The sequence below is a fragment of the Kribbella sp. NPDC003557 genome (assembly GCF_040610805.1).
In the GTDB taxonomy this organism is placed as follows: domain Bacteria; phylum Actinomycetota; class Actinomycetes; order Propionibacteriales; family Kribbellaceae; genus Kribbella.
The window spans coordinates 61,015-79,725 of the sequence record NZ_JBEXMY010000002.1 but is presented as its reverse complement, the minus strand read 5'-3'; the positions used below and the strand labels follow the sequence as shown (position 1 = coordinate 79,725).

Genomic DNA, 18,711 nt, shown 5'->3' with positions numbered 1-18,711 from the left:
TACTAGGCTTCGGGGCGTGGAACTGCGCCAGTTGCGGTACTTCGTGGCGGTCGCCGAGGAGCTGAACTTCGGGCGGGCCGCGGCGCGGTTGCACATTGCCGGTCCGTCGCTGTCGCAGCAGATCAAGTCGCTCGAACGCGATCTCGGGGTGCCACTGTTCGAACGCGATCGCCGGACCGTGCGGCTGACCGCGTTCGGCGAGACGTTGCTCCCGCCGACGCGCGCGTTGCTCGAGCAGGCCGACGCGCTGCGGCGTACCGCCCGGGGTTTCGCGGCGAGCGAGCCGGTGCGGCTGGGGTACGTCAGCTGGCGGCCGCCGGACCTGGCCGAGCGGGTGTCCGGTGTCGCGCAACTGCTCGTGGACACCTGGGTGATGCCGTCACACACGCAGGCCGCACGGGTCGCGGACGGGAGCATCGACCTGGCGATCTGCTGGGTCCGCGCGACCGACCTCGCGGAGCAGGAGCTGTCCGGCGCGCTGCTGGGCGCGGATCGGCTGTTCGCCGTCTCGGCCGGCGACGACGCGCCGGTGCCGGCGCGCGACACGGTCGTGCTGGTTGACGCGGACACCGAGGCCTGGGCCTCGTGGAACATCTACGCTCTCGAGTTCGCCCGCGCCACCGGTGCGTCAGTGGAGCGCATCGACGACCACGGCATCACCGGGCCGGGGTTCTACGAGCATGTACGCCGCCTGCGCCGGCCGGTCGTCAGCTCACCGAAGCGGGACACGACTCCGCTCCCGCGCGGCTTCGTCCGGCGGCTGGTCGTCGACCCGATGCCGATCTGGACCTGGGCCCTGGTGGCACGCCGCGACGAGGAGCGCCCCGCCGTACTCGCGGCGGTCGAGGCGCTGACGCGGGACGTGAAGGTCGAGTTCGACCCGAAGGCGTGGCTACCCGCGGACGACCCGTTCCACTGATCACCAGGCCTGTGTCAGGGCGGTCGTGTTCGGGGACGGCGTCAGCCGGTAGCCGGTGTGAGCCGAGAACTCGGCGGACAGGCCGAAGCGGTCGCCGCGGACGAGGGTGTGGCGCCACTCGACGGGCCGGTTCTGTGACGTGCCCTGGCGGATGATCGAGAACGCAGCGGCTTCGGGCGGGCAATGCAGGAGCGCACGTTCGGCGGTCGTGGGGACCACCACGCGGATGTCCTCACGGCCGTGGTCGAGCGTGATGCCGGCGCGCTCGGCCAGTTCGTTGTAGAGGCTGGTGTGCGTGAAGTCCGCGTCCAGAAGTGGCTCCGCGAGGGTGGCGGGCAGCCAGACGCGGTCGAGCGCAAGCGGCTCGTCACCGGCGTACCGGAGGCGCTCGAGGTACAGCAAGGGGATCGACGCCTCGAGGTCGAGACGGGCCGCGATCACCCCGTCGGCGCGGACGTCGAGCGCCCGCACGACGCTGTGCTGCGGCAGGCCGGATTCCTCGACGGAGGAGAACAGGCTGTAGAGCGCACCCATCGGCTGCCGGATCTCGGGTGCGGTCGCGACCCGCGGCTGCCGGCCGCGTTCGGCGACGATCAGGCCGTCGGTGCGGAGCTGGACGAGCGCCTGACGGACGGTGTGCCGGCTGACCGCGTACTCCTCGACCAGCGCGAGCTCGCCCGGGAACGCGTCGTCGAACTCCCCGGCCCGCAGCCGCCGGACGAGGTCCGCCTGCAACTGCTTCCAGAGCGGCTCGCCGCCACCTCGCTCGAGCTTGCGCACGCGGTATCCCTCCAGAGTTGCCAAATGTCCGGTCATCTCCTACCTTCAATGTACGTACATTTCTCGCAGGAGGGGACCGGCTGGTGGTGCAGCTCGAGGTTAGGACACCTGGCACCCACCCCGCCGTCTCTGCCGCCCGCCGCCGCCTGGATCCGGTCGTGCGACGCCTGCGCGGCCTCGGGATCGTCCTGCTGGTGACCGCCGTGGCGGTGCCGCTCGGGCGACTCGTGCCGCTCGTCGGCGGCCCCGTCTTCGGGATCCTGCTCGGCGTCGTCGCGGGCAGCGTGGTCCCGGCGCTGCGCTCCGACGTCTGGCGTCCCGGCTACGACTTCGCGTCGAAGACGCTGCTCCAGCTGTCGATCGTCGTGCTCGGGACCGGGCTGTCGCTGCAGCAGGTCGCGCGCGTGGGTGTCTCGTCGCTGCCGGTCATGCTGGGCACGCTGGCCCTCGCGCTCGGCGGCGCCTGGGTGTTCGGGCGGCTTCTCCGCGTACGCGGCGACACTCAGACCCTGATCGGCGTCGGTACGGCGATCTGCGGCGGCTCCGCGATCGCGGCCGCGACCGCCGCGATCGGCGCCAAGCGCTCGTCGGTCGCCTACGCGCTCGCGACGATCTTCACCTTCAACATCGTCGCCGTGCTGACCTTCCCGCCGCTCGGGCATCTGCTCGGCATGAGCCCGGAGGCCTTCGGCCTGTGGGCCGGTACGGCGGTCAACGACACGTCGTCCGTGGTCGCGGCCGGGTACGCGTACAGCCAGGCCGCCGGTGACCAAGCGATCGTCGTCAAGCTCACCCGGTCGCTGACCCTGATCCCGATCGTGCTGACGCTCGCCGCGCTGAAGATCCGGCGCGAGAACCGCGCGGCGCGGGCGCTCGATGCGGTCGGCGAGGGGTCATACCAGGGCGCCACGGCCTCGATCCGCAAACCGTTGCCGTGGCGCAAGCTCGTCCCGCTGTTCCTGATCGGCTTCGTCGCCGCCGCGGGGCTGCGCTCCGCCGGGCTCATCCCCGAGCACTGGCTGCCGGGCCTCAGCTTAACCGGCACGCTACTCATCACCGCCGCGCTCGCCGCGATCGGTCTCTCGCTCCGACCGCGCGAGCTCCGCGACGCAGGGCCCAGGCCGCTCCTGCTCGGAGCGATTCTCTGGGCCCTGGTCGCTGTTGGCTCGCTGGTACTTCAGTCCTTCTCGTAGGCCGCCTGGCGGTCCTGGACCGCCTTGATCCGCGGCACGTCGAGCTTGTTGCTGCGGTCGAAGTTGTAGACGCCGTTCTCTTCCTGGAACACGTCGGTCAGCTGCGTGTAGCAGTAGCCGAACATCAGCTCGTTGTCGAGCAGCGCGTCGACCAGGCCGGCGAAGCGCGTGTAGAACTCCTCCTCGTCGGCGACCCGCTGGCCGTAGCCCCACGAGTCCGAGCTGCGCCCGTCCTTACCGGCGGCCGCGGCCTCGGCGTTCCACCAGATACCGCCGAACTCGCTGCAGAAGTACGGCTGCCCGTCGTAGGCCAGGGAGATCGGCTTGCCCTCGGGGCCGCCGGTGTTGCCGTACGGCTTGTCGTTGACCAGGTCGGCCATCTGCTTCGCGAACTCGGCCGGGTCCTGCTCGTAGTTGTGCGAGTCCCAGACGTCGGTCTCCGGCACGCGGTGGCTGTACCCGGACGCGTCCAGCACCGGACGGCTGGTGTCGGCGGCCTTCGTGGCCAGGAACATCGCCCGGGTGACGTCGTCGAGCTGCGTGATCCGGTCGTGCAGCAGCTGGTGCGTCTCGTTCAGCGGGCACCAGCCGACGATGCTCGGGTGGCTGTAGTCGCGCTCGACCGCCTCGAGCCACTGCGCGACGTACGACGCGGTCGGCTGCTGGTTGTCGTCGCCGGTGTGGCCGACGCCCGAACCCCAGTCGCCGAACTCGCCCCAGACCAGGTAGCCGAGCCGGTCCGCGTGGTACAGGAACCGCTCCTCGAACACCTTCTGGTGCAGCCGCGCACCGTTGAACCCGGCCGCCAGGCTGAGCTCGATGTCGCGGATCAGGGCTTCCTCGGACGGCGCCGTCATCAGGCTCTCCGGCCAGTACCCCTGGTCCAGCACGAGCCGCTGGAACACGTGCTTGCCGTTGATCAGGATCGCCTTGCCGTTGATGCTCACCGACCGCAGGCCGGCGTACGAGTCGGCGCCGTCGACGACGTTGCCGTCGGCATCGATCAGCTCGAGGCGGACGTCGTACAGGTGCGGGTCGGTGGTGTCCCAGAGGCGGACGCGGTCGGCCGGGACCTGCAGCGTCAGCCGCGGAGCCAGGTCGAGGTCGGCGCGGACCTCGGCGGTGCTGACCTCGCCGTCGGCGTCCTTCAGGGTCGCCTTGATCGTATACCCGGTCTTGTTCGCGGACACCGGGACTTCGAGGTGGAAGCTGGAGCCGGCGACGTCCGGGGTGATCCGGGGCCGCTTCAGGTGCACCGTCGGGACCGCTTCGAGCCAGACGGTCTGCCAGATGCCGGTGGTGCGGGTGTAGAGGCAGCTGTGGTTGAAGTACAGCTGGCTCTGCTTGCCGCGGGCCTGCGGGCCGCGGTGGCTGTCGCGGGCGCGGACGACGATCGTCGCCTCCTCGCCGGGCCGGGCGACGTGGCGCAGGTTCGCGCTGAACGGGGTGAACCCGCCGCGGTGCCGGACGACCTCCTCGCCGTTCACCCAGACGGTGGCGTCGTGGTCGACGGCCTGGAAGTGCAGGACGGCGTCCTTGCCGGCCCAGTCCGCGGGGATCGTCACGGTGGTGCGGTACCAGACCGCCTCCAGGAAGTCGACGTCCTCGATCCCGGACAACTCGGTCTCCGGCGCGAACGGCACGACGATCCGCTGCGGGAGCTCGCGTTCGCGCAGGCCGCGCTCCAGCCCGGAGTCCGACCGGTCGATCTCGAACTGCCACTCGCCGTTCAGATTCACCCACTCGGGCCGGACGAACTGCGGACGCGGGTACTCCGCACGAGGCTGAGACATGTGCTCTCCCGTGATGCTGGTCGATGGCGGGACGGCAGCACTTTACAACGTTGGAATGAAGCGGGCAACGGCCAGTTCCAGGACCCGGATCAACGCTCCGGGAGCTGCATCCGCTTCACATAGCAGTGGGTTCCGGGCTGGTCGACGTACTTTCCCCAGGCCTCGGTGCGGGTGTATCCGCTCGACTCGTAGAGCGCGATCGCCTCCGGCTGGCGGTGCCCGGTGGTGAGCCGGAGCCTAGGGTGCCCGGCCGCCCGAGCCGCGTCCTCCAGCCCGGCCAGCAGCGCGCGTGCGTAACCCCGCCCACGAGCCGCCGGGACGACGTACATCCGCTTCACCTCACCGTCGCCCGGATACTCGCTCCCCGGCCCGAAGACCTGCACAGCCCCACACCCGACCGCACGCCGCCCCTCATCAAGCACCACGAAGTACCGAGCCCCACCCTTCACCTGCGACCGCCCCTCAGCGCCGTACCGCGAGACCAGCTCCGCGAAGGCCGCCGCCAGAAGCGCTCCCAGCTCGACGTCATCCGCTGACCGTTCCTCGATCTCCATCTAAAGGCCGAGGAGGCGGGTGCCGTTGTCGCGGCAGACTGCGCGGAGCCAGGGGTCGCCGAGGTCGAGGGCTTCGAGGGAGGTGAGTTGGACGGCGTACTCGTAGGGGATGTTGGGGAAGTCGGAGCCGAGGACGATGCGGTCCTGGAGGTCGGCGAGGCGGGGGATCAGGTCCCGGGGGAAGGGCATCATCGCTTCGGTGAAAGGGGTCAGGGCCATCGTCGTGTCCAGGTGGACGTTGGGGTACGACGTGAGTGCGAGGTGCTCGGCGTATTCGGGCATGCCGAGGTGGGCGATGACCGCGGTCAGGCGGGGGTGGCGCCGCAGGACCTCGCCCATCGGGCCGGGGCCGGTGTGCCGGCCGGGGATCGGGCCGGAGCCGCAGTGGACGACGACGGGTACGCCGGCCTCGGCCAGCTGGCCCCACACGTCGTCGAGCTCACCGGAGCGCGGGTCGTAGTCCCCGACCTGGACGTGCACCTTGAAGATCCGGGTGCCCAGCTCCAGCGCCGACCGGACATAGGCGCCCGCGTCAGGCTCGGGAAAGAACGTTCCGCTCGGCACACACCCAGGTGTCACGGCCGCGAAGTCCCGCGCCCACGCGTTCAGCGAGGCCGCCATCCCGGGCTTGTGCGGGTAGACCAGCGCCGGGAACGCCCGCACCCCCAGCGAATCCAGCGTTTTGAGCCGCTCCTCCACCGAGGTCCGGTAGGTGATCGGCCACTCGGTCCCGTAATGCGACGACGCCTGGTCGAAGTACGCCCAGACCGCGTTCATCACCCGGTCCGGCAGGAAGTGCACATGCACGTCCACCAGCCCGTCGAGCCCGAGCCGCCGCCACCACGCCGGTACCTCCGCATCACGCACGCCCTCTAGCCTGCCTGATCGGCCAGCCAGAGGTTGGTGAGGCCCTTGAAGTGGGCGAAGAACTTCTCGTGTTCGTGGGTGGGGTAGGTGGACATGACGGTCTCGCGGAGAAGGCGGTCGAAGTCGGGGCCGGCTACCCAGTCCCGGACCCGGAGGTCGAAGTCGCCCAGGTGGGAGGCGCACCATTCGTGGTACTTCGCGGTCTCGAAGTGCTCGTCGGCGAGGGCCAGGTACCCGTTGAGCTTGGCCTCGTAGTCGAGCGACTCGTCGTCCGCGATCTCGAAGTACCGCTCGGTGTGCAGGTCGACCGACGAGCGCCGGCCGGTCGCGAGGCAGAAGACCGACCACTTGACCAGCGCACTCAGCGCCCACGGGAAGTAGTAGTGCAGCGACGTGACCGCGACGTCGGGGCAGGCGTTCGCGTAGTCGATCGGGTGGACGGAGTCGCCCTTCACCAGCATCTCGCAGGAGTTGAACTCCCAGCCGAAGAACGCGTTCACGATCCGGCTGATCGCGACCGCCTCGTGCCCGGCGGCCGGGCTGAGGAAGTCGTGCGAGACGGCGTACCGGTTGTGCATCGGCTCGTCCGGCCGGAAGTCCATCACCATCGTCTCGGCGCCGATCGACAGCGCCCGCGCGAACTTGTCGTACTCGATCGTGGCCTGCAGGTGCATCAGCATCTCGCCGGACTGGTCGTACGCCTGGTGCAGGTCGACCTTGTTGTTGATCCGGGACACGCCCCGCCAGCCGCCGCCGTCGAACGGCTTCATGTAGAGCGGGTACCCGAGGTCCTCGGCGATCGCGTCCAGGTCGAAGGGCCGGTTGTACGTCGCCGACGTGTACGCCCAGCGCACGTTGTCGACCGGGTTCTTGTACGGCACCAGCACGGTCCGCGGGATCTTCAGCCCGAGCCGCAGCATCGCGCAGTACGCCGAGTGCTTCTCCATCGACTGGAACGTGAACGGCGAGTTCAGCAGGTACGTGCCGTTCATCAGCGCGGCCTTCTTCAGCCACTCGCGCGGGTGGTAGTACCAGTACGCGAGCCGGTCGATCACCAGCCCGACCCGGACCGGGTCGGTCAGGTCGAACGGCTCGATGGTCAACCGGCGGGACCCGAACTCGTGCTCGCGCCCGTCGATCGTCACCGGCCCGACCCGCTGCAACAGCGCCTCGAACGCCTGCGGCCAGTCCTCCTCGGCCCCGAGCAGCAACCCGATCAGATGACGCGATCTATCACTCACGTGAATCTCCTCAGCAGAATCGGGGCAGGTGGTGGGCGAGCTGCTGCCGCCACCAGGGCCAGTCGTGTGCTACGTCGTACCCCCACAGGTCCAGCTCATGCGGGATGCCTTTCTCCTTCAGGACCGCCGCCGTCGCGCGGGCCGACGGCAGCGAGCCGGTCGGATGCGTCTCCCAGTCGCCCTGGCCGACGGTCAGCAGGATGAACAACCGGCTGCGCAGCCAGTCCAGGTGCTCGCCGGACAGGTTCGGCAGATAGTCGGCCGGGTTGTTGAAGTACGTCGCGTCGCCGCGCTCACCCCAGGCGTGCCAGCCGGCCGCGTCGTAGTTGCCCGACTGGCAGATCGCGATCGGGAACAGGTCGGCGCGCTTGAACGCGAAGTTCAGCGCGTGGAACGCCCCCAGGCTGCAGCCGGTGGTGATGATGTCGCCGACGCCCGGCGAGTCCGTCCCGATCGTCGGCACCACCTGGTTCAGGATCCAGGACTCGTACAGCTCGTGCCGGCGCGCCCTGTCCTCGAGCTGGATGCTGCGGTCCGACCAGCTGACGTGGTCGTAGGAGTCGACGCAGTACAGCTTCACCCGGCCGGCGTCGATCAGCGGGGCGACCGCCTCGACCATGCCGTTGTTCTCGTAGTCCCAGGCGCGTCCCTGCTCGCTCGGGAAGACCAGGACCGGCCGGCCGTAGTGGCCGTACCGGATCAGGGTGCCGCGGCGGTCAAGCCCCGGCGCCTCCAGTTCGACCTGTTCCCGTTCCATCAGCCCCACCCCAGGTCTGTCGCAGTAGCTCCGTCAGATCAGGATCCAGCACATCCCGCCAGGCTGTGAAGTTGTGCATGTCGGGAGTTTCGTCGAGCCGCACGTCCAGCCCGAGCTCGGCCAGCCGGGCCGCCAGCACCCGGTTGTTGTGCACGTTCTCCTCGGTGGTGCCCGCGGTCATCCCGATCCGGGGCGTGCCCGGCGCCGTGGTTGCCGTCAGCACCTGCTCGACGAACCCGGTCACCTCGGCGTAGAACTCGAACTTGGATTCCTGTGGATCGGTCTGCGGGGTGAAGAACGATCCCGACTGCAGGAACAGCGCGGAAAACGTGTTCGGAAAATGCCAGTCCGCGTGCAACGCCGCGAGCGCACCCAGGCTGGCGCCCATCATCACGGGCCGCCGGCTCGCGTACTGCGCCCGGACCGCCGGTACGACGTGCTGCGTCAGCGCGTCGGCGTACCGGGGGTTCGCGGCGTACCAGAGGTTGCGGGACGTCGGCCGGAGCAAGGCCAGCCGGAACGGCGGCAGCGCACCCGAGGCGACCATCGCCCCGGCGTAATGCGTCAGACCGGCGTACGTCGCGAACTCGGGACCGTCGTGGGACAGCAGCAACGGCAACTCGAACGCCGGCGCGATCCCGTCCGGCGCCCACACCTGGACGTCGACCGGTCCGACCGGCGAGTCGACGGTCAGCGGCGTCAGCGTCGACGGCAGCGGCGGTACGGCGATCCAGGCCGGCTCGACATATCCGGGCAGCGGCAGCCACGAGTGCTCGCCGAACGCGCCGCCGACCACCCGGGGGTTGGTCGGGTCCGTCCGCATGCCGAGGTCGGCGATGTCGAACAGGTACTCCATCCGGTGCACCGACGGCCGCGGCAGCCGCAGCTCCCAGCCGTCCTCGACCGGTTTGAACTCGAGCAGCTCGGCCGGAAGTCCCAGCTCCTGCCACAACCGGACCCCGGTGAACGCATGCGCAGCGTCACCGAGGCGGAACACCACCTCGGCCCCTTCGACCGCGCTCACGACACCAGGCATCCGACCACGGTACTGCCGCAATCACTGACAACACGTGTCAGTGATCGCGTTCTATCGTGGGAAGGTGGTCGATCTCACCGATATCCGCGCCATCACCGCGGACCTCCCGCGCAGCTACGAGGTTCTGGTCCGCGACCAGATCAAGTTCCGCGTCGGCCAGATCGTCTATCTCGCGGTCTCCCGCGACGAGGAGACGATCGGCATCGGCTTCCCCCGCGAGGAGCGGGCCGCCGCGCTGGCCGCCGAGCCGGACAAGTTCTTCCCGCCACGCCCCTCGGACGAGCGCTACAAGTGGATCCAGGTCCGGCTCGCCGCCCTCGACTACGACGAGCTCCGCGAGCTGATCCTGGACGCCTGGGCGATGTGCGTCCCGAAGAAGGTCCGCGCCGAGTTCTTCGGCACCTAGGACGTCACGACGACCGGCGTCTCCTTGCTGCCGATCAGGCCGAGGAGGGCGATCGCCTCGGCCTCGATCGCGTCCCGGACGGCAGCCGGGACCGGCGCGTGCGTGGTGACCCGCAGACTCGCGTCGGCGCCGCGGTGGTGCCGCCAGTCGGCCGCGTAGTCGCCGTCGATCAGGACCGTGCCCATCGCGGCCCCGTTCCCGGGCGGCAGCGGGACGGTCCGTTTGGCCGGGTTGACCCGCCGCCGGTCCGCGTGCGACAGCAGCAGGTTGTCGAACTCCGGCAGGAACCGGATCGGCGCGGGCGTGTCCGCGTCCGGCACCGGCCCGTCCGGTACGTCGAACAGCTCCCGCCCGTCCTCGTCGGCGTACCCGCGCAGTCCCGGCCGCAGCCGGTCCACGACCTCGCGCAACCTTGTCAGCCCCGACCACATCTGGACGTCGGCCACACTCGCCGGCCCGAACGCCGCTAGGTAACGGAGCACCAGGTCGTCGATCGACGGATCCGTGATCGGCGCCCGGCCGAGCCAGCTCTCGATCGTCTGCAGCGCGGCCGGACCGGTCTCGCCCCAGACGCCGCGTGGCGTCACCTGGACGGTGCCGGCCAGATAGCTGACGGCGTACGCCATCGCGTTCGCGTCCCGGTCCGGCCAGCGCTCGCCGAGCACGTCCCGCAGCCGGCTGCGGGAGTACGGCTCGCGGCTCATCAGGTCGGTGCCGAACGCAACGAGAGCGTCGATGTCGGCGCCGGCCAGCTGCTTGCCGAACGCACCGCGCAGCCCGCGGTCCGCGACCGGATACATCAGCGGCCACATCATCAGGCAGTCCTCGGCGGTGACGAGATGGATCGTCGACCGCAGCAGCGAGGCGCGCACGACGCGGCGCTCGAGCATCAGCGCGGACAGCTCGGCCGGGTCGAAGCCCTCGAGCCTCGACCACAGCGCGACGTACGCGGCCAGTGGGGCCTGCGCCTGCATCCCCACCAGCCGCTCGATCAGTTCGGCGACCGGTCCGCTCTCCCGGCGCAGCAGTTGCTGGCGCTGGAGGGTCGCGCGGTTCAGTTCCCGCCGGCTCAGGACGCGGGTCGATGCGTTCATCGGCCAAGCGTACGGAAGAAGGCGCGCACGTCCTCGACCAGCAACTCGCCGCACTCCATCGCGGGGAAGTGGCCGCCCTCGTCGAAGTCCGACCAGTGCTGGACGCGGCCTTCCGGATCCGCGATCCGGCGAACCACCGGGCTGCTGTTGAAGACCGCCCAGCCGGACGGCACCGACGACTGTGCACCCCAGCCGAGATCGGAGTGGGCCGCCTCGTACAGGAACCGGGCCGCGCTCGCGCCCGCGCGGCAGAACCAGTAGATGCTGACCAGCGTGAGCAGCTGGTCGCGGTCGACGGACTCCTCGGGCGACTTCGCCGGGTCCGTCCACAGCTGGAACTTCTCCGCGATCCACGCCAGCTGCGCCACCGGCGAGTCGGTCAGCCCGGCCGCGATCGTCTCCGGCGTGTGGTTCTGCAGATCCAGGTAGCCGCGCCCCGCCGTCCACGCCGCCTTCGCCTGCTCGACGACCGCCAGATCCGCCTCGTCGAGGCCGTCCGGCAGCGGGACGAACTCACCGGCCAGCGCGAGTGTCCCGCGGTCGCTGTTCACGTGCGTACCGATCACGCGGTCGGGCACGGTCGCCCCCAGATGACCGGTGATCCCGGCGCCGATGTCGCCGCCCTGCGCTGCGAACCGCTCGTACCCGAGCCGGGTCATCAGCTCCGCGAACGCGGCCGTGGTCCGCCCCAGCTCCCACCCGCCGCCGGACAACGGGGTCGAGAACCCGAACCCCGGCAGCGACGGCACCACCACGTGGAAGGCGTCCGCCGCGTCGCCGCCGTGCGCGACCGGGTCCGACAGCGGCCCGAGCAGCCGGAGGAACTCGACCGACGAGCCGGGGTAGCCGTGGGTGATCAGCAGCGGCGTCGCGTCCGGCTCGGGGGAGCGGACGTGGAAGAAGTGGATCGTCTGCCCGTCGATCTCGGTCGTGTACTGCGGATAGCGGTTGAGCTCCTGCTCCGCCTTCCGCCAGTCGTACGACGTCCGCCAGTACTCGGCCAGGTCGTACAGGTAGCCGCAGGGGATCCCGCGGCTCCAGTCGTCGCTGTCTCCCGGGACCGGACGCGGCCGGCGGGTGTGCTCGAGCCGGAACCTCAGGTCGGCCAGCTCGGCGTCGTCGATGTCGATCAGGAACGGGTGGATCTGCGGTGTGTTCGTCATACTTCGACCGTAGAAGCCACTGCGGAAGACTTCCTTCCGCAATGTGCGCCATCCTGGAGAAATGCTGAACACGTCGGCTCGTCTGCTCCGGTTGCTGTCCCTGCTCCAGACGCGGGCGCTGTGGACCGGGCCCGAGCTGGCCGAGCGGCTGGACGTGAGTACCCGGACGATCCGCACCGACGTCGACCGGCTGCGGCAGCTCGGTTACCCGGTGGAGGCCGCGCCCGGTCTGACCGGCGGCTACCGGCTGGGCGCCGGCGGCGCGCTACCCCCGCTGCTGCTGGACGACGACGAGGCGGTCGCGGTCGCGATCGGCCTGCGGACGGCCGCCAACGGAGGTGTGGAGGGCATCGGCGAGACCTCGATCCGGGCTCTCGCCAAGCTGGAGCAGGTCCTGCCGCCGCGGCTGCGGCACCGGGTGAGTGCGATGCAGTCGGCGACGCTCGCCGTACCGGCCACCGGCCCGAAGGTCGACGCCGACGTGATGATCGCGATCGCGGCGGCGATCCGCTCCGAACACCGGCTGCGCTTCGACTACGCGAGCCACGACGGGCGCGCGACCAGCCGTGAGGTCGAGCCGCACCGGCTGGTCGTCATGGGGCGCCGCTGGTACCTGATCGCCTGGGACCCGGACCGCGACGACTGGCGGACGTTCCGGGCCGATCGGATCACGCCGAAGATCCCCGGCGGGCCGCGGTTCACGCCCCGCGAGCTGCCGGAGGCCGAGGTCACCGCCAGGCTGCAGCGCGGCGTCGGCACCGCGACCTGGCGGTACGTCGCCCGCGTCCTGCTGCACGGGCCGGCCGCGGAGATCCGCGCCAAGCTCCCGCTGCCGGTGGAGATCGAGGAGCTCGGGCCGGACCGCTGCCTGATCCGGCTCGGCTCCGACACCCCGCAGATGCTGACGCTCTACCTCGGCCTGCTGGACGTCGACTTCGAGGTCCTCGACGCGCCCGAACTCTCGGCCGCCCTCACCGCGCTGGCCGACCGGCTCCACCGCGCGGCCGGCCCGCCGGTCCGATCGGATGCCCCTGGCAACGACCAGTCATCCTCAGGTAGTAGACCGGAACCATCCTGACGGCCGATGGGTACGGCGCCGCCGCGACGCACCCTGGAAGCATGACCGGGGACTTCCTGCCGCAACGCCGCAAGGCGTCGGTGCTCAGCCAAGCCGTAACCGTCGTGATCCTGCTCGCCGCCGCCGCGGCTGCCGTCTGGCTGTTCACCTAGGAGTCCCAGCGCACGTCCGCTTCACCGGGCCGGACCACACCCGCCTCGTAGGCGACGACGACGGCCTGGACCCGGCTGGACAGGCCGAGCTTCGACAACACCGAGCTCACGTGGGTCTTGACCGTGGTCTCACTGACGAACAGCTTGGTCGCGAGGTCGCGGTTCGACAGGCCGCGAGCCATCCACACCAGGATCTCGCGTTCCCGTTCGCTGAGCTGGGACAGCAGTCCGGCCCAGCGCGCATCCGGTTGCGGTGGCGCGCCGGCCACCGGACCCCCGTCGACCTGGCGCTCCAGCTCCATGCAGCGCTCCAGCAGCACCCGGGTCGAGGCCGGATCGACGAGCGAGTCGCCGCGGTGCACCGCCCGGACGGCGGACACCAGGAGATCGGGATCGGTGTCCTTCAGCAGGAATCCGGACGCGCCGGCGCGGACGGCGGCCAGCACGTACGCCTCGTCGTCGAACGTCGTCAGCACCAGGACGGCGGGACGCGCCCGGCCGGTCTCCCGGTTCGCGCTGGTGATCCGCTCGGTGGCGACCAGACCGTCCATCACCGGCATCCGGATGTCCATCAGGACGACGTCGGGGTCGTGCTGCTCGATCAGCCGCAGCGCCTCCTCGCCGTTCTCGGCCTGGGCGACGGTGGTCAGGTCCGGCTCGTGGTCCAGGATCATCGCCAGACCCATCCGGATCACGCCCTGGTCGTCGGCGACCAGGATCCGGATCGGCTCGCTCACTTCTGCGGCGGCAGCCATGCCTGCACTCTCCATCCACCCAGGGGGCCGGCCGCGACGGCGAGCGTCCCGCCGACCGCCGTGGCCCGTTCCCGCATCCCGATCAGTCCGTTGCCGCGGCCGCTCTCCTTGCGGCGCGCGGCCTCCAGCACGTTCACCGGCGGCGGCCCGCCGGTCCCGTTGTCGTCGATGGTCAGCAGTTCGCCCTGCGGTCCACTCTGCCAGGTCACCCGCGCGGCGCTCGCCTTGGCGTGCACCATCACGTTCGTCAGTGCTTCCTGGATGATCCGCACCGCGGTCAGGTCGGTCGCCGACGTGAGCTGCCGCTGCCGGGGCGGCAGCTCCATCGTCACGTCGATCCCGACCGCCTTCAGCCGTTCACCCATCCGCGCCACGTCGGCCAGGTCCGGCACCGGCGCGGTCCCGCCGCCGGACCCGGTGTCGCCGGCGACCTGCGGCGAGGCGGTGTTCAGCACCCGGACCGTCTCCCGCATCGCGGTCAACGCCTCTTTGCCGCTGGCAATGATCCAGCGGATCGCCTCCCGGAGTACTTCTGGCCGTTGGTCTGCCACCCGGTCCGCGGCCTGCGCCCGGATCACCACTGCGCTCACATGGTGCGAGATCACGTCGTGCAGGTCACGGGCGATCCGGGTCCGCTCGGCCACGGCGGCCCGCTCCGCCTCGACCGCGCGCAGCCGGACCAGCTCGGCGTTGCGCTGCTCGAGCAGGGCCACGGACTTGCGGCGCCGGCGTGCGTCCGCGCCGAGCAGCACCATCCCGCAGATCAGTGCCTCCGCGAAGACGAACAGCGACACGTCGATGTAGGAGTACAGGCTCGGCACGTCCCGCGGCAGGCTCCGGTACCGGTCGCCGTACAGGATCGCGCGGTTGACGCGGCTGAGGACGACCGCGACCACGGTCGGCAGCCCGATCATCAGCCCGGCCAGGCTGCCCATCGTGAAGAACAGACAGGTGAACCGCCGGACGCCCGCCGACGCCGCCAGGTAGCCGACGACGAGCAGCGGGACCAGGTGGATCTCCGACTGCAGCGCCGCGTCGCTGATCTCGGGCTGGCCGAACATCGTCAAGCCGAGCTGCGCCGCCAGGCCGGTGCCGACCGCGGCGTACAGGAACGGGTAGAGGACCGAGACGATCACGAGCATCGTGCGCGGGATCCGTCGCACGAACGCGACCGTGGCGACCAGGAAGACGCCCGTCACCACCGAGACCGCCGGGTTGTGCGGGCGCAGACCGGTGCCGTTGACGAAGTTCAGCGTGACGAACCAGACCAGCCCGATGAGCGCAGCGAGCAGCACATCCTGCTGCCCCTGCGACAATCGGCGCCAGATACCCTTCACGTCGCCCAGCGTAGTCAGCCTGTGTTTGCCAAAGCTTCATCTGCCCGGACGGGCGCCGGCTCCAACTTTTGGAGGAGGCTCGGCGTCCGAACTGATACTCAGGGGCTACAGATGGGGCAGCAGAACGGTCCCTGGGACCGATGTGTCGCCCGCCCCGATCCGAAAGGCTGTACCCCATGAGTGAGGACCTGCCGCCGCGCCCGAACGGTGCGGCGCGGACCCGGTTGCTGTCGGTGATCGGTGTCGTCGGGGTCGGTGCGGTCGCCGGATCGTTGCTGCTGTGGCACGGCCAGGTCACCGACGCGCTCGGCCTGGGCGCGGACAAGACGCCGGTGGTGTCGACCGTCGGCGCGCCCGCGATCGGCGAACCTCCCATGACGACGCTCGCCACCCCGACGCCGTCCCGCCGTACGACCCCGACGCCGTCCACGCCGTCCACGCCGTCCACGCCATCCAGGACCGCCACGACGCCGACCGGTACGCCGACCCGGACGCCCACTCGGAAGCCGACCAAGAAACCGGCCAAGACCTCCCGCGAGGAGAGCATCGACGGCCTCTCGCCGACGCTGAAGAAGCGGCTGACGAAGGCGATCGCGGCCGCGAAGGCGGACGGCGTCACGATCCGGATCACCTCCGGCCGGCGCAGCGCGGCGAAGCAGCAGCGGCTGCTGAACGAGGCGATCCGGAAGTACGGCTCGTACAAGGCGGCGACGCGCTGGGTGCTGCCGCCGAAGTACTCCGCGCATGTGCAGGGCAAGGCCGTGGACATCGGTCCGACGGCCGCCATGACGTGGCTGAACAAGAACGGCTGGCGGTACGGCGTGTGCCGCCGGTACGACAACGAACCCTGGCACTTCGAGGCGCTCACAACGCCCGGTACGAAGTGCCCGCCGCGCGAACCGCACGCGGTGGCCAAGCCAGATTGATCACTAGGGGGAACACCGAGATGACCATGACCTACGCCCAGCCCTTGACCCGGCGCTACACCCGCGCCCGGCTCGCCGTACCCGCTCTCTGGCGGCAGGTGATCCGGACCGGTGACAAGACGGAGCACACGATGCCGGAGCCTGACCGGTCCGCGCACACCCAGCTGGAGATCTACGACGGCGTGCTGGCCGCGTTCGAGCGTCGCGACGAGGTGGCCGCGGTCCTGCGCGCCTCCGCCGACCGCGCGACCGCCGTACGGCGCCTGCGCGACGAGTTCGGGCTCAGCCACCTGCAGGCGACCGCGCTGATCGACCTGCCGCTCACCACGGAGTGCCGCGACCGCATCGCACACCGTGCCGAGGAGCTCCGCACCGCCCTCGAACGCTGACCCTCCGCGTCCTCCGCGCGAGCCGCATCTCGGTGGTCGCGGCTCGCGTGGACCTGCGCGGTTTGCCTCCCGTGGGGAGGATGGAGGGGTGATCACGATCGAGCAGGCCGGACGACTGCGCAAGGCCGGGGTGCTGTGGACCCCCTCGGCCGGGGATCGTTTCGTCGTACCGGACCGCGACATGGACGACGACGTGTTCGTGGTGAGCGACATGACCGTCGAGGTGCACGACTACCAGGGCAGCAAGGTGATCGGCTTCAACGGCACCACCGAGTGGGCCCTGGACAGCATCGAGCAGCGCGAGGTCATCTGGCTGCCGCGCGAGGAGCAGCTGCGGGCGCTCCTCGGCCCGCACTTCCGGTCCCTCGAAGCCACACCCGACGGCTACCGGGTCAATCTGGCCAACGGCGCCTGCACCGCGGACGACGCCGAGCAGGCGTACGCCGAAGCCGTCCTTGAGTTGCTGGACGGCTAGCCGGTCGCGCGCCAGTACTGCTTCTTGTCCTTGTCCTTCACGCTGTAGCCGATACCCGCGAGCTCGCCGCGGAGTTCGCGCAGGTCGGCCTTGCCCTTGTCGCCCTGGTCGAACGCCTTGGACCGGGCCCTGAGCAGCGCGTTGGCCGCGGGCGAGAGATCCGGATCGGCCTCGACCCAGCGGCGGAACTCGGACGCGTACGGGTCGCCGGCCTCCGACCACGGATAGCCGTGCGCGCGGAACGCGGCGGCGATCTTCGGAGTCTCGGACTTGAACTGGTCGTGCTTCTCGCGAGCCAGCTCCCGCGACGACGCGTCCTGCAGGACGATCTCCTTGCCGTCGAGGAACGCCACCGCGACCTTCACCCGCGGCACCGTCACGGTCGTCTGGTTCTTCAGGAACTCGACCGACTGGCCGGTGATCGTCACCTTCAGCGTGTCGTCGAGCGCCATCCCGGCCAGCAGGACGCCGCCCACGAGCCCGACGGCCAGGCAGATCACCACGACCCACCAGCTGTCCCAGGCCGCGATCAGCCGCAACGGGCCCTGGAACGGGACCCACTCGCGGCCTTCGGCCCAGTCCGCGATCCGCGGCACGAAGAAGCCGAGCACCAGCCCGGCCAGCGGCAGCCCGCCGAACAGCATCGCCTTGTCCGCGGCGGAGTGCCCGATCACCGTGCGATCCGCAGTCGTCGACCCCATCTCCCGAACGTAGCGTGAACCTACGAAGTGCGGGCGCAACTAAAGTATCGAGCGACGGCGACCGAAGGAGCCACGTGGTGGAAGGGATCTGGCTGCGGTTCCTCAGCGGCCCGGACATCGACGGGTTGGGACTGACCCGGCGGGAGATCGTCGACGCCGTGGAGGACGCGGTCCGCGAGCACGGCGAGGGGCGGACCAGTTTCGAGCCGCGCGTGCACCTCACGCCGGACAACGGCGGGATCGGGCACTTCAACATCCTGCGCGGGCACCTCGACGGCCTCGGCGAGCACGGGATCAGCGGGGTGAAGGTGGTCGGCGACTTCGTGCCGAACTACCGCAAGGGCCTGCCGAGCGAGCTCGCGATGGCGACGCTCTTCGACCCGACCACCGGCGTACCGCTGGCCGTTCTGGACGCGACGATGATCACCGCGGCCCGGACCGGTGCGATGACGACCGTCGGCGCCCGGCATCTCGCCCGGCGGGACAGCAAGGTCCTCGCGCACGCCGGCGCCCGCGGGACCGCCTGGTGGAACGTGACGATGCTCGACGACCTCTTCGAGCTGGACGAGATCCGGGTGACGTCGCGGCGGCCGGAGTCGCGGGAGAAGTTCGCGGCGGACCTGTCCGCGGAGCTGACCACGCCGGTGCGGGTGTGTGCGACGGCGGAGGAGGCCTTCGACGGCGCCGACGTACTCGTCGAGGCGACGCGGCTGACCGAGCCGGAGCCGCTGCTGCGGACGGCGGCGGTGCGGCCGGGCGCGTTCGTCGTACCGTACGGGACCGTGTCGGCGGTCGAGCTCGACCTGCTCGAGGTGATGGACAAGGTCGTCGTGGACGACTGGCGGGAGGCGCAGTCCGGGCGGTTCGGGGCGTTGCGCCGGCACGTGGACAGCGGACGGCTGTCGCCGCGGACTCTGTACGCCGAGATCGGCGAGATCGTCGCGGGGCGCAAGCCCGGCCGCGAGAACGATGCCGAGCGCAACCTTTTCTGGCATCGGGGGTTGTCGCTGCTGGACGTCGCGATCGCGCATCTGATCCTGCGCCGCGCCGAAGCCGCCGACACCGGCACGATGCTGCGGTTCCACTGATGGTCGT

General features: G+C 70.4%; 20 protein-coding genes. 8 read left to right on the top strand and 12 right to left on the bottom strand.

Features of this window, described 5'->3' with window-relative positions; genetic code table 11:
• Positions 1-16: 16 nt before the first annotated feature.
• Positions 17-919 (top strand): LysR family transcriptional regulator, encoded by a 903-nt coding sequence (locus tag ABZW60_RS06325; RefSeq protein WP_355474639.1) that lies wholly within the window; start codon positions 17-19, stop codon positions 917-919.
• Here ABZW60_RS06325 and ABZW60_RS06320 read toward each other — a convergent pair whose 3' ends face one another.
• The gene (locus ABZW60_RS06320) at positions 920-1,699 is read right to left on the bottom strand and encodes a GntR family transcriptional regulator (protein ID WP_355474637.1); all 780 of its coding nucleotides are present in this window, start codon (positions 1,697-1,699) and stop codon (positions 920-922) included. It lies immediately after the preceding gene.
• Between the two features lie 158 nt (positions 1,700-1,857).
• On the opposite strand from ABZW60_RS06320, the gene ABZW60_RS06315 reads away from it, so the two are divergent.
• A complete protein-coding gene (locus ABZW60_RS06315; protein WP_355474635.1) occupies positions 1,858-2,892 on the top strand; it encodes a putative sulfate exporter family transporter in 1,035 nt (344 codons plus the stop codon).
• Here the strand turns inward: ABZW60_RS06315 and ABZW60_RS06310 are convergent.
• From ABZW60_RS06310 to ABZW60_RS06285, 6 genes are all read right to left on the bottom strand, one after another.
• A complete protein-coding gene (locus ABZW60_RS06310; protein WP_355474633.1) occupies positions 2,877-4,685 on the bottom strand; it encodes a sugar-binding domain-containing protein in 1,809 nt (602 codons plus the stop codon). The genes ABZW60_RS06315 and ABZW60_RS06310 overlap by 16 nt on opposite strands.
• An 89-nt stretch (positions 4,686-4,774) precedes the next feature.
• Positions 4,775-5,239, bottom strand: a complete 465-nt coding sequence (locus ABZW60_RS06305) for a GNAT family N-acetyltransferase (RefSeq protein WP_355474631.1) — start codon at positions 5,237-5,239, stop codon at positions 4,775-4,777.
• Positions 5,240-6,106, bottom strand: a complete 867-nt coding sequence (locus tag ABZW60_RS06300) for an amidohydrolase family protein (protein ID WP_355474629.1) — start codon at positions 6,104-6,106, stop codon at positions 5,240-5,242. It lies immediately after the preceding gene.
• Positions 6,107-6,111: 5 nt separating this feature from the next.
• Positions 6,112-7,347, bottom strand: coding sequence for a hypothetical protein (locus ABZW60_RS06295; protein ID WP_355474627.1), 1,236 nt, complete (start codon positions 7,345-7,347; stop codon positions 6,112-6,114).
• 10 nt (positions 7,348-7,357) lie between these two features.
• The gene (locus ABZW60_RS06290) at positions 7,358-8,104 is read right to left on the bottom strand and encodes an alpha/beta hydrolase-fold protein (protein WP_355474626.1); all 747 of its coding nucleotides are present in this window, start codon (positions 8,102-8,104) and stop codon (positions 7,358-7,360) included.
• Entirely contained in the window at positions 8,064-9,140 is a 1,077-nt protein-coding gene (locus ABZW60_RS06285) for an alpha/beta hydrolase-fold protein (protein WP_355474624.1), read from the bottom strand. Before ABZW60_RS06285 ends, ABZW60_RS06290 begins: the two co-directional genes overlap by 41 nt.
• A gap of 64 nt (positions 9,141-9,204) precedes the next feature.
• Here ABZW60_RS06285 and ABZW60_RS06280 point away from each other — a divergent pair, with 64 nt between their 5' ends.
• Entirely contained in the window at positions 9,205-9,546 is a 342-nt protein-coding gene (locus ABZW60_RS06280) for an MmcQ/YjbR family DNA-binding protein (RefSeq protein WP_355474622.1), read from the top strand.
• Here the strand turns inward: ABZW60_RS06280 and ABZW60_RS06275 are convergent.
• A complete protein-coding gene (locus tag ABZW60_RS06275; protein WP_355474620.1) occupies positions 9,543-10,640 on the bottom strand; it encodes a winged helix DNA-binding domain-containing protein in 1,098 nt (365 codons plus the stop codon). The two genes, ABZW60_RS06280 and ABZW60_RS06275, sit on opposite strands and share 4 nt — an antisense overlap.
• On the bottom strand, positions 10,637-11,803 hold the full coding sequence (locus tag ABZW60_RS06270) for an epoxide hydrolase family protein (protein ID WP_355474618.1): 1,167 nt from the start codon (positions 11,801-11,803) through the stop codon (positions 10,637-10,639). Before ABZW60_RS06270 ends, ABZW60_RS06275 begins: the two co-directional genes overlap by 4 nt.
• A 61-nt stretch (positions 11,804-11,864) precedes the next feature.
• Here ABZW60_RS06270 and ABZW60_RS06265 point away from each other — a divergent pair, with 61 nt between their 5' ends.
• The gene (locus ABZW60_RS06265) at positions 11,865-12,881 is read left to right on the top strand and encodes a transcriptional regulator (RefSeq protein WP_355474616.1); all 1,017 of its coding nucleotides are present in this window, start codon (positions 11,865-11,867) and stop codon (positions 12,879-12,881) included.
• A gap of 148 nt (positions 12,882-13,029) precedes the next feature.
• Here ABZW60_RS06265 and ABZW60_RS06260 read toward each other — a convergent pair whose 3' ends face one another.
• On the bottom strand, positions 13,030-13,770 hold the full coding sequence (locus ABZW60_RS06260) for a response regulator transcription factor (protein ID WP_355475835.1): 741 nt from the start codon (positions 13,768-13,770) through the stop codon (positions 13,030-13,032).
• The gene (locus ABZW60_RS06255; protein WP_355474614.1) at positions 13,767-15,125 is read right to left on the bottom strand and encodes a histidine kinase; all 1,359 of its coding nucleotides are present in this window, start codon (positions 15,123-15,125) and stop codon (positions 13,767-13,769) included. The genes ABZW60_RS06260 and ABZW60_RS06255 overlap by 4 nt, the downstream gene beginning before the upstream one ends.
• Positions 15,126-15,301: 176 nt before the next feature.
• Here ABZW60_RS06255 and ABZW60_RS06250 point away from each other — a divergent pair, with 176 nt between their 5' ends.
• From ABZW60_RS06250 to ABZW60_RS06240, 3 genes are all read left to right on the top strand, one after another.
• On the top strand, positions 15,302-16,051 hold the full coding sequence (locus tag ABZW60_RS06250) for a M15 family metallopeptidase (RefSeq protein WP_355474612.1): 750 nt from the start codon (positions 15,302-15,304) through the stop codon (positions 16,049-16,051).
• A 20-nt stretch (positions 16,052-16,071) separates the two neighbouring features.
• A complete protein-coding gene (locus ABZW60_RS06245) occupies positions 16,072-16,440 on the top strand; it encodes a hypothetical protein (RefSeq protein ID WP_355474611.1) in 369 nt (122 codons plus the stop codon).
• 88 nt (positions 16,441-16,528) lie between these two features.
• On the top strand, positions 16,529-16,915 hold the full coding sequence (locus tag ABZW60_RS06240) for a pilus assembly protein CpaE (protein WP_355474609.1): 387 nt from the start codon (positions 16,529-16,531) through the stop codon (positions 16,913-16,915).
• On the opposite strand, the gene ABZW60_RS06235 is transcribed toward ABZW60_RS06240, so the two are convergent.
• Entirely contained in the window at positions 16,912-17,616 is a 705-nt protein-coding gene (locus tag ABZW60_RS06235) for a hypothetical protein (RefSeq protein ID WP_355474607.1), read from the bottom strand. The two genes, ABZW60_RS06240 and ABZW60_RS06235, sit on opposite strands and share 4 nt — an antisense overlap.
• Positions 17,617-17,693: 77 nt before the next feature.
• Here ABZW60_RS06235 and ABZW60_RS06230 point away from each other — a divergent pair, with 77 nt between their 5' ends.
• Positions 17,694-18,704 (top strand): ornithine cyclodeaminase family protein, encoded by a 1,011-nt coding sequence (locus ABZW60_RS06230; RefSeq protein WP_355474606.1) that lies wholly within the window; start codon positions 17,694-17,696, stop codon positions 18,702-18,704.
• The last annotated feature ends 7 nt before the right edge of the window (positions 18,705-18,711 follow it).

Bases quoted from the DNA above. Each gene is read 5' to 3' on its own strand.
- ABZW60_RS06250 (WP_355474612.1), top strand. From the start codon at position 15,302: ATGAGTGAGGACCTGCCGCCGCGCCCGAACGGTGCGGCGCGGACCCGG.
- ABZW60_RS06270 (WP_355474618.1), bottom strand. From the start codon at position 11,803: ATGACGAACACACCGCAGATCCACCCGTTCCTGATCGACATCGACGAC.
- ABZW60_RS06310 (WP_355474633.1), bottom strand. From the start codon at position 4,685: ATGTCTCAGCCTCGTGCGGAGTACCCGCGTCCGCAGTTCGTCCGGCCC.
- ABZW60_RS06285 (WP_355474624.1), bottom strand. From the start codon at position 9,140: ATGCCTGGTGTCGTGAGCGCGGTCGAAGGGGCCGAGGTGGTGTTCCGC.
- ABZW60_RS06275 (WP_355474620.1), bottom strand. From the start codon at position 10,640: ATGAACGCATCGACCCGCGTCCTGAGCCGGCGGGAACTGAACCGCGCG.
- ABZW60_RS06245 (WP_355474611.1), top strand. From the start codon at position 16,072: ATGACCATGACCTACGCCCAGCCCTTGACCCGGCGCTACACCCGCGCC.
- ABZW60_RS06265 (WP_355474616.1), top strand. From the start codon at position 11,865: ATGCTGAACACGTCGGCTCGTCTGCTCCGGTTGCTGTCCCTGCTCCAG.
- ABZW60_RS06305 (WP_355474631.1), bottom strand. From the start codon at position 5,239: ATGGAGATCGAGGAACGGTCAGCGGATGACGTCGAGCTGGGAGCGCTT.
- ABZW60_RS06235 (WP_355474607.1), bottom strand. From the start codon at position 17,616: ATGGGGTCGACGACTGCGGATCGCACGGTGATCGGGCACTCCGCCGCG.
- ABZW60_RS06290 (WP_355474626.1), bottom strand. From the start codon at position 8,104: ATGGAACGGGAACAGGTCGAACTGGAGGCGCCGGGGCTTGACCGCCGC.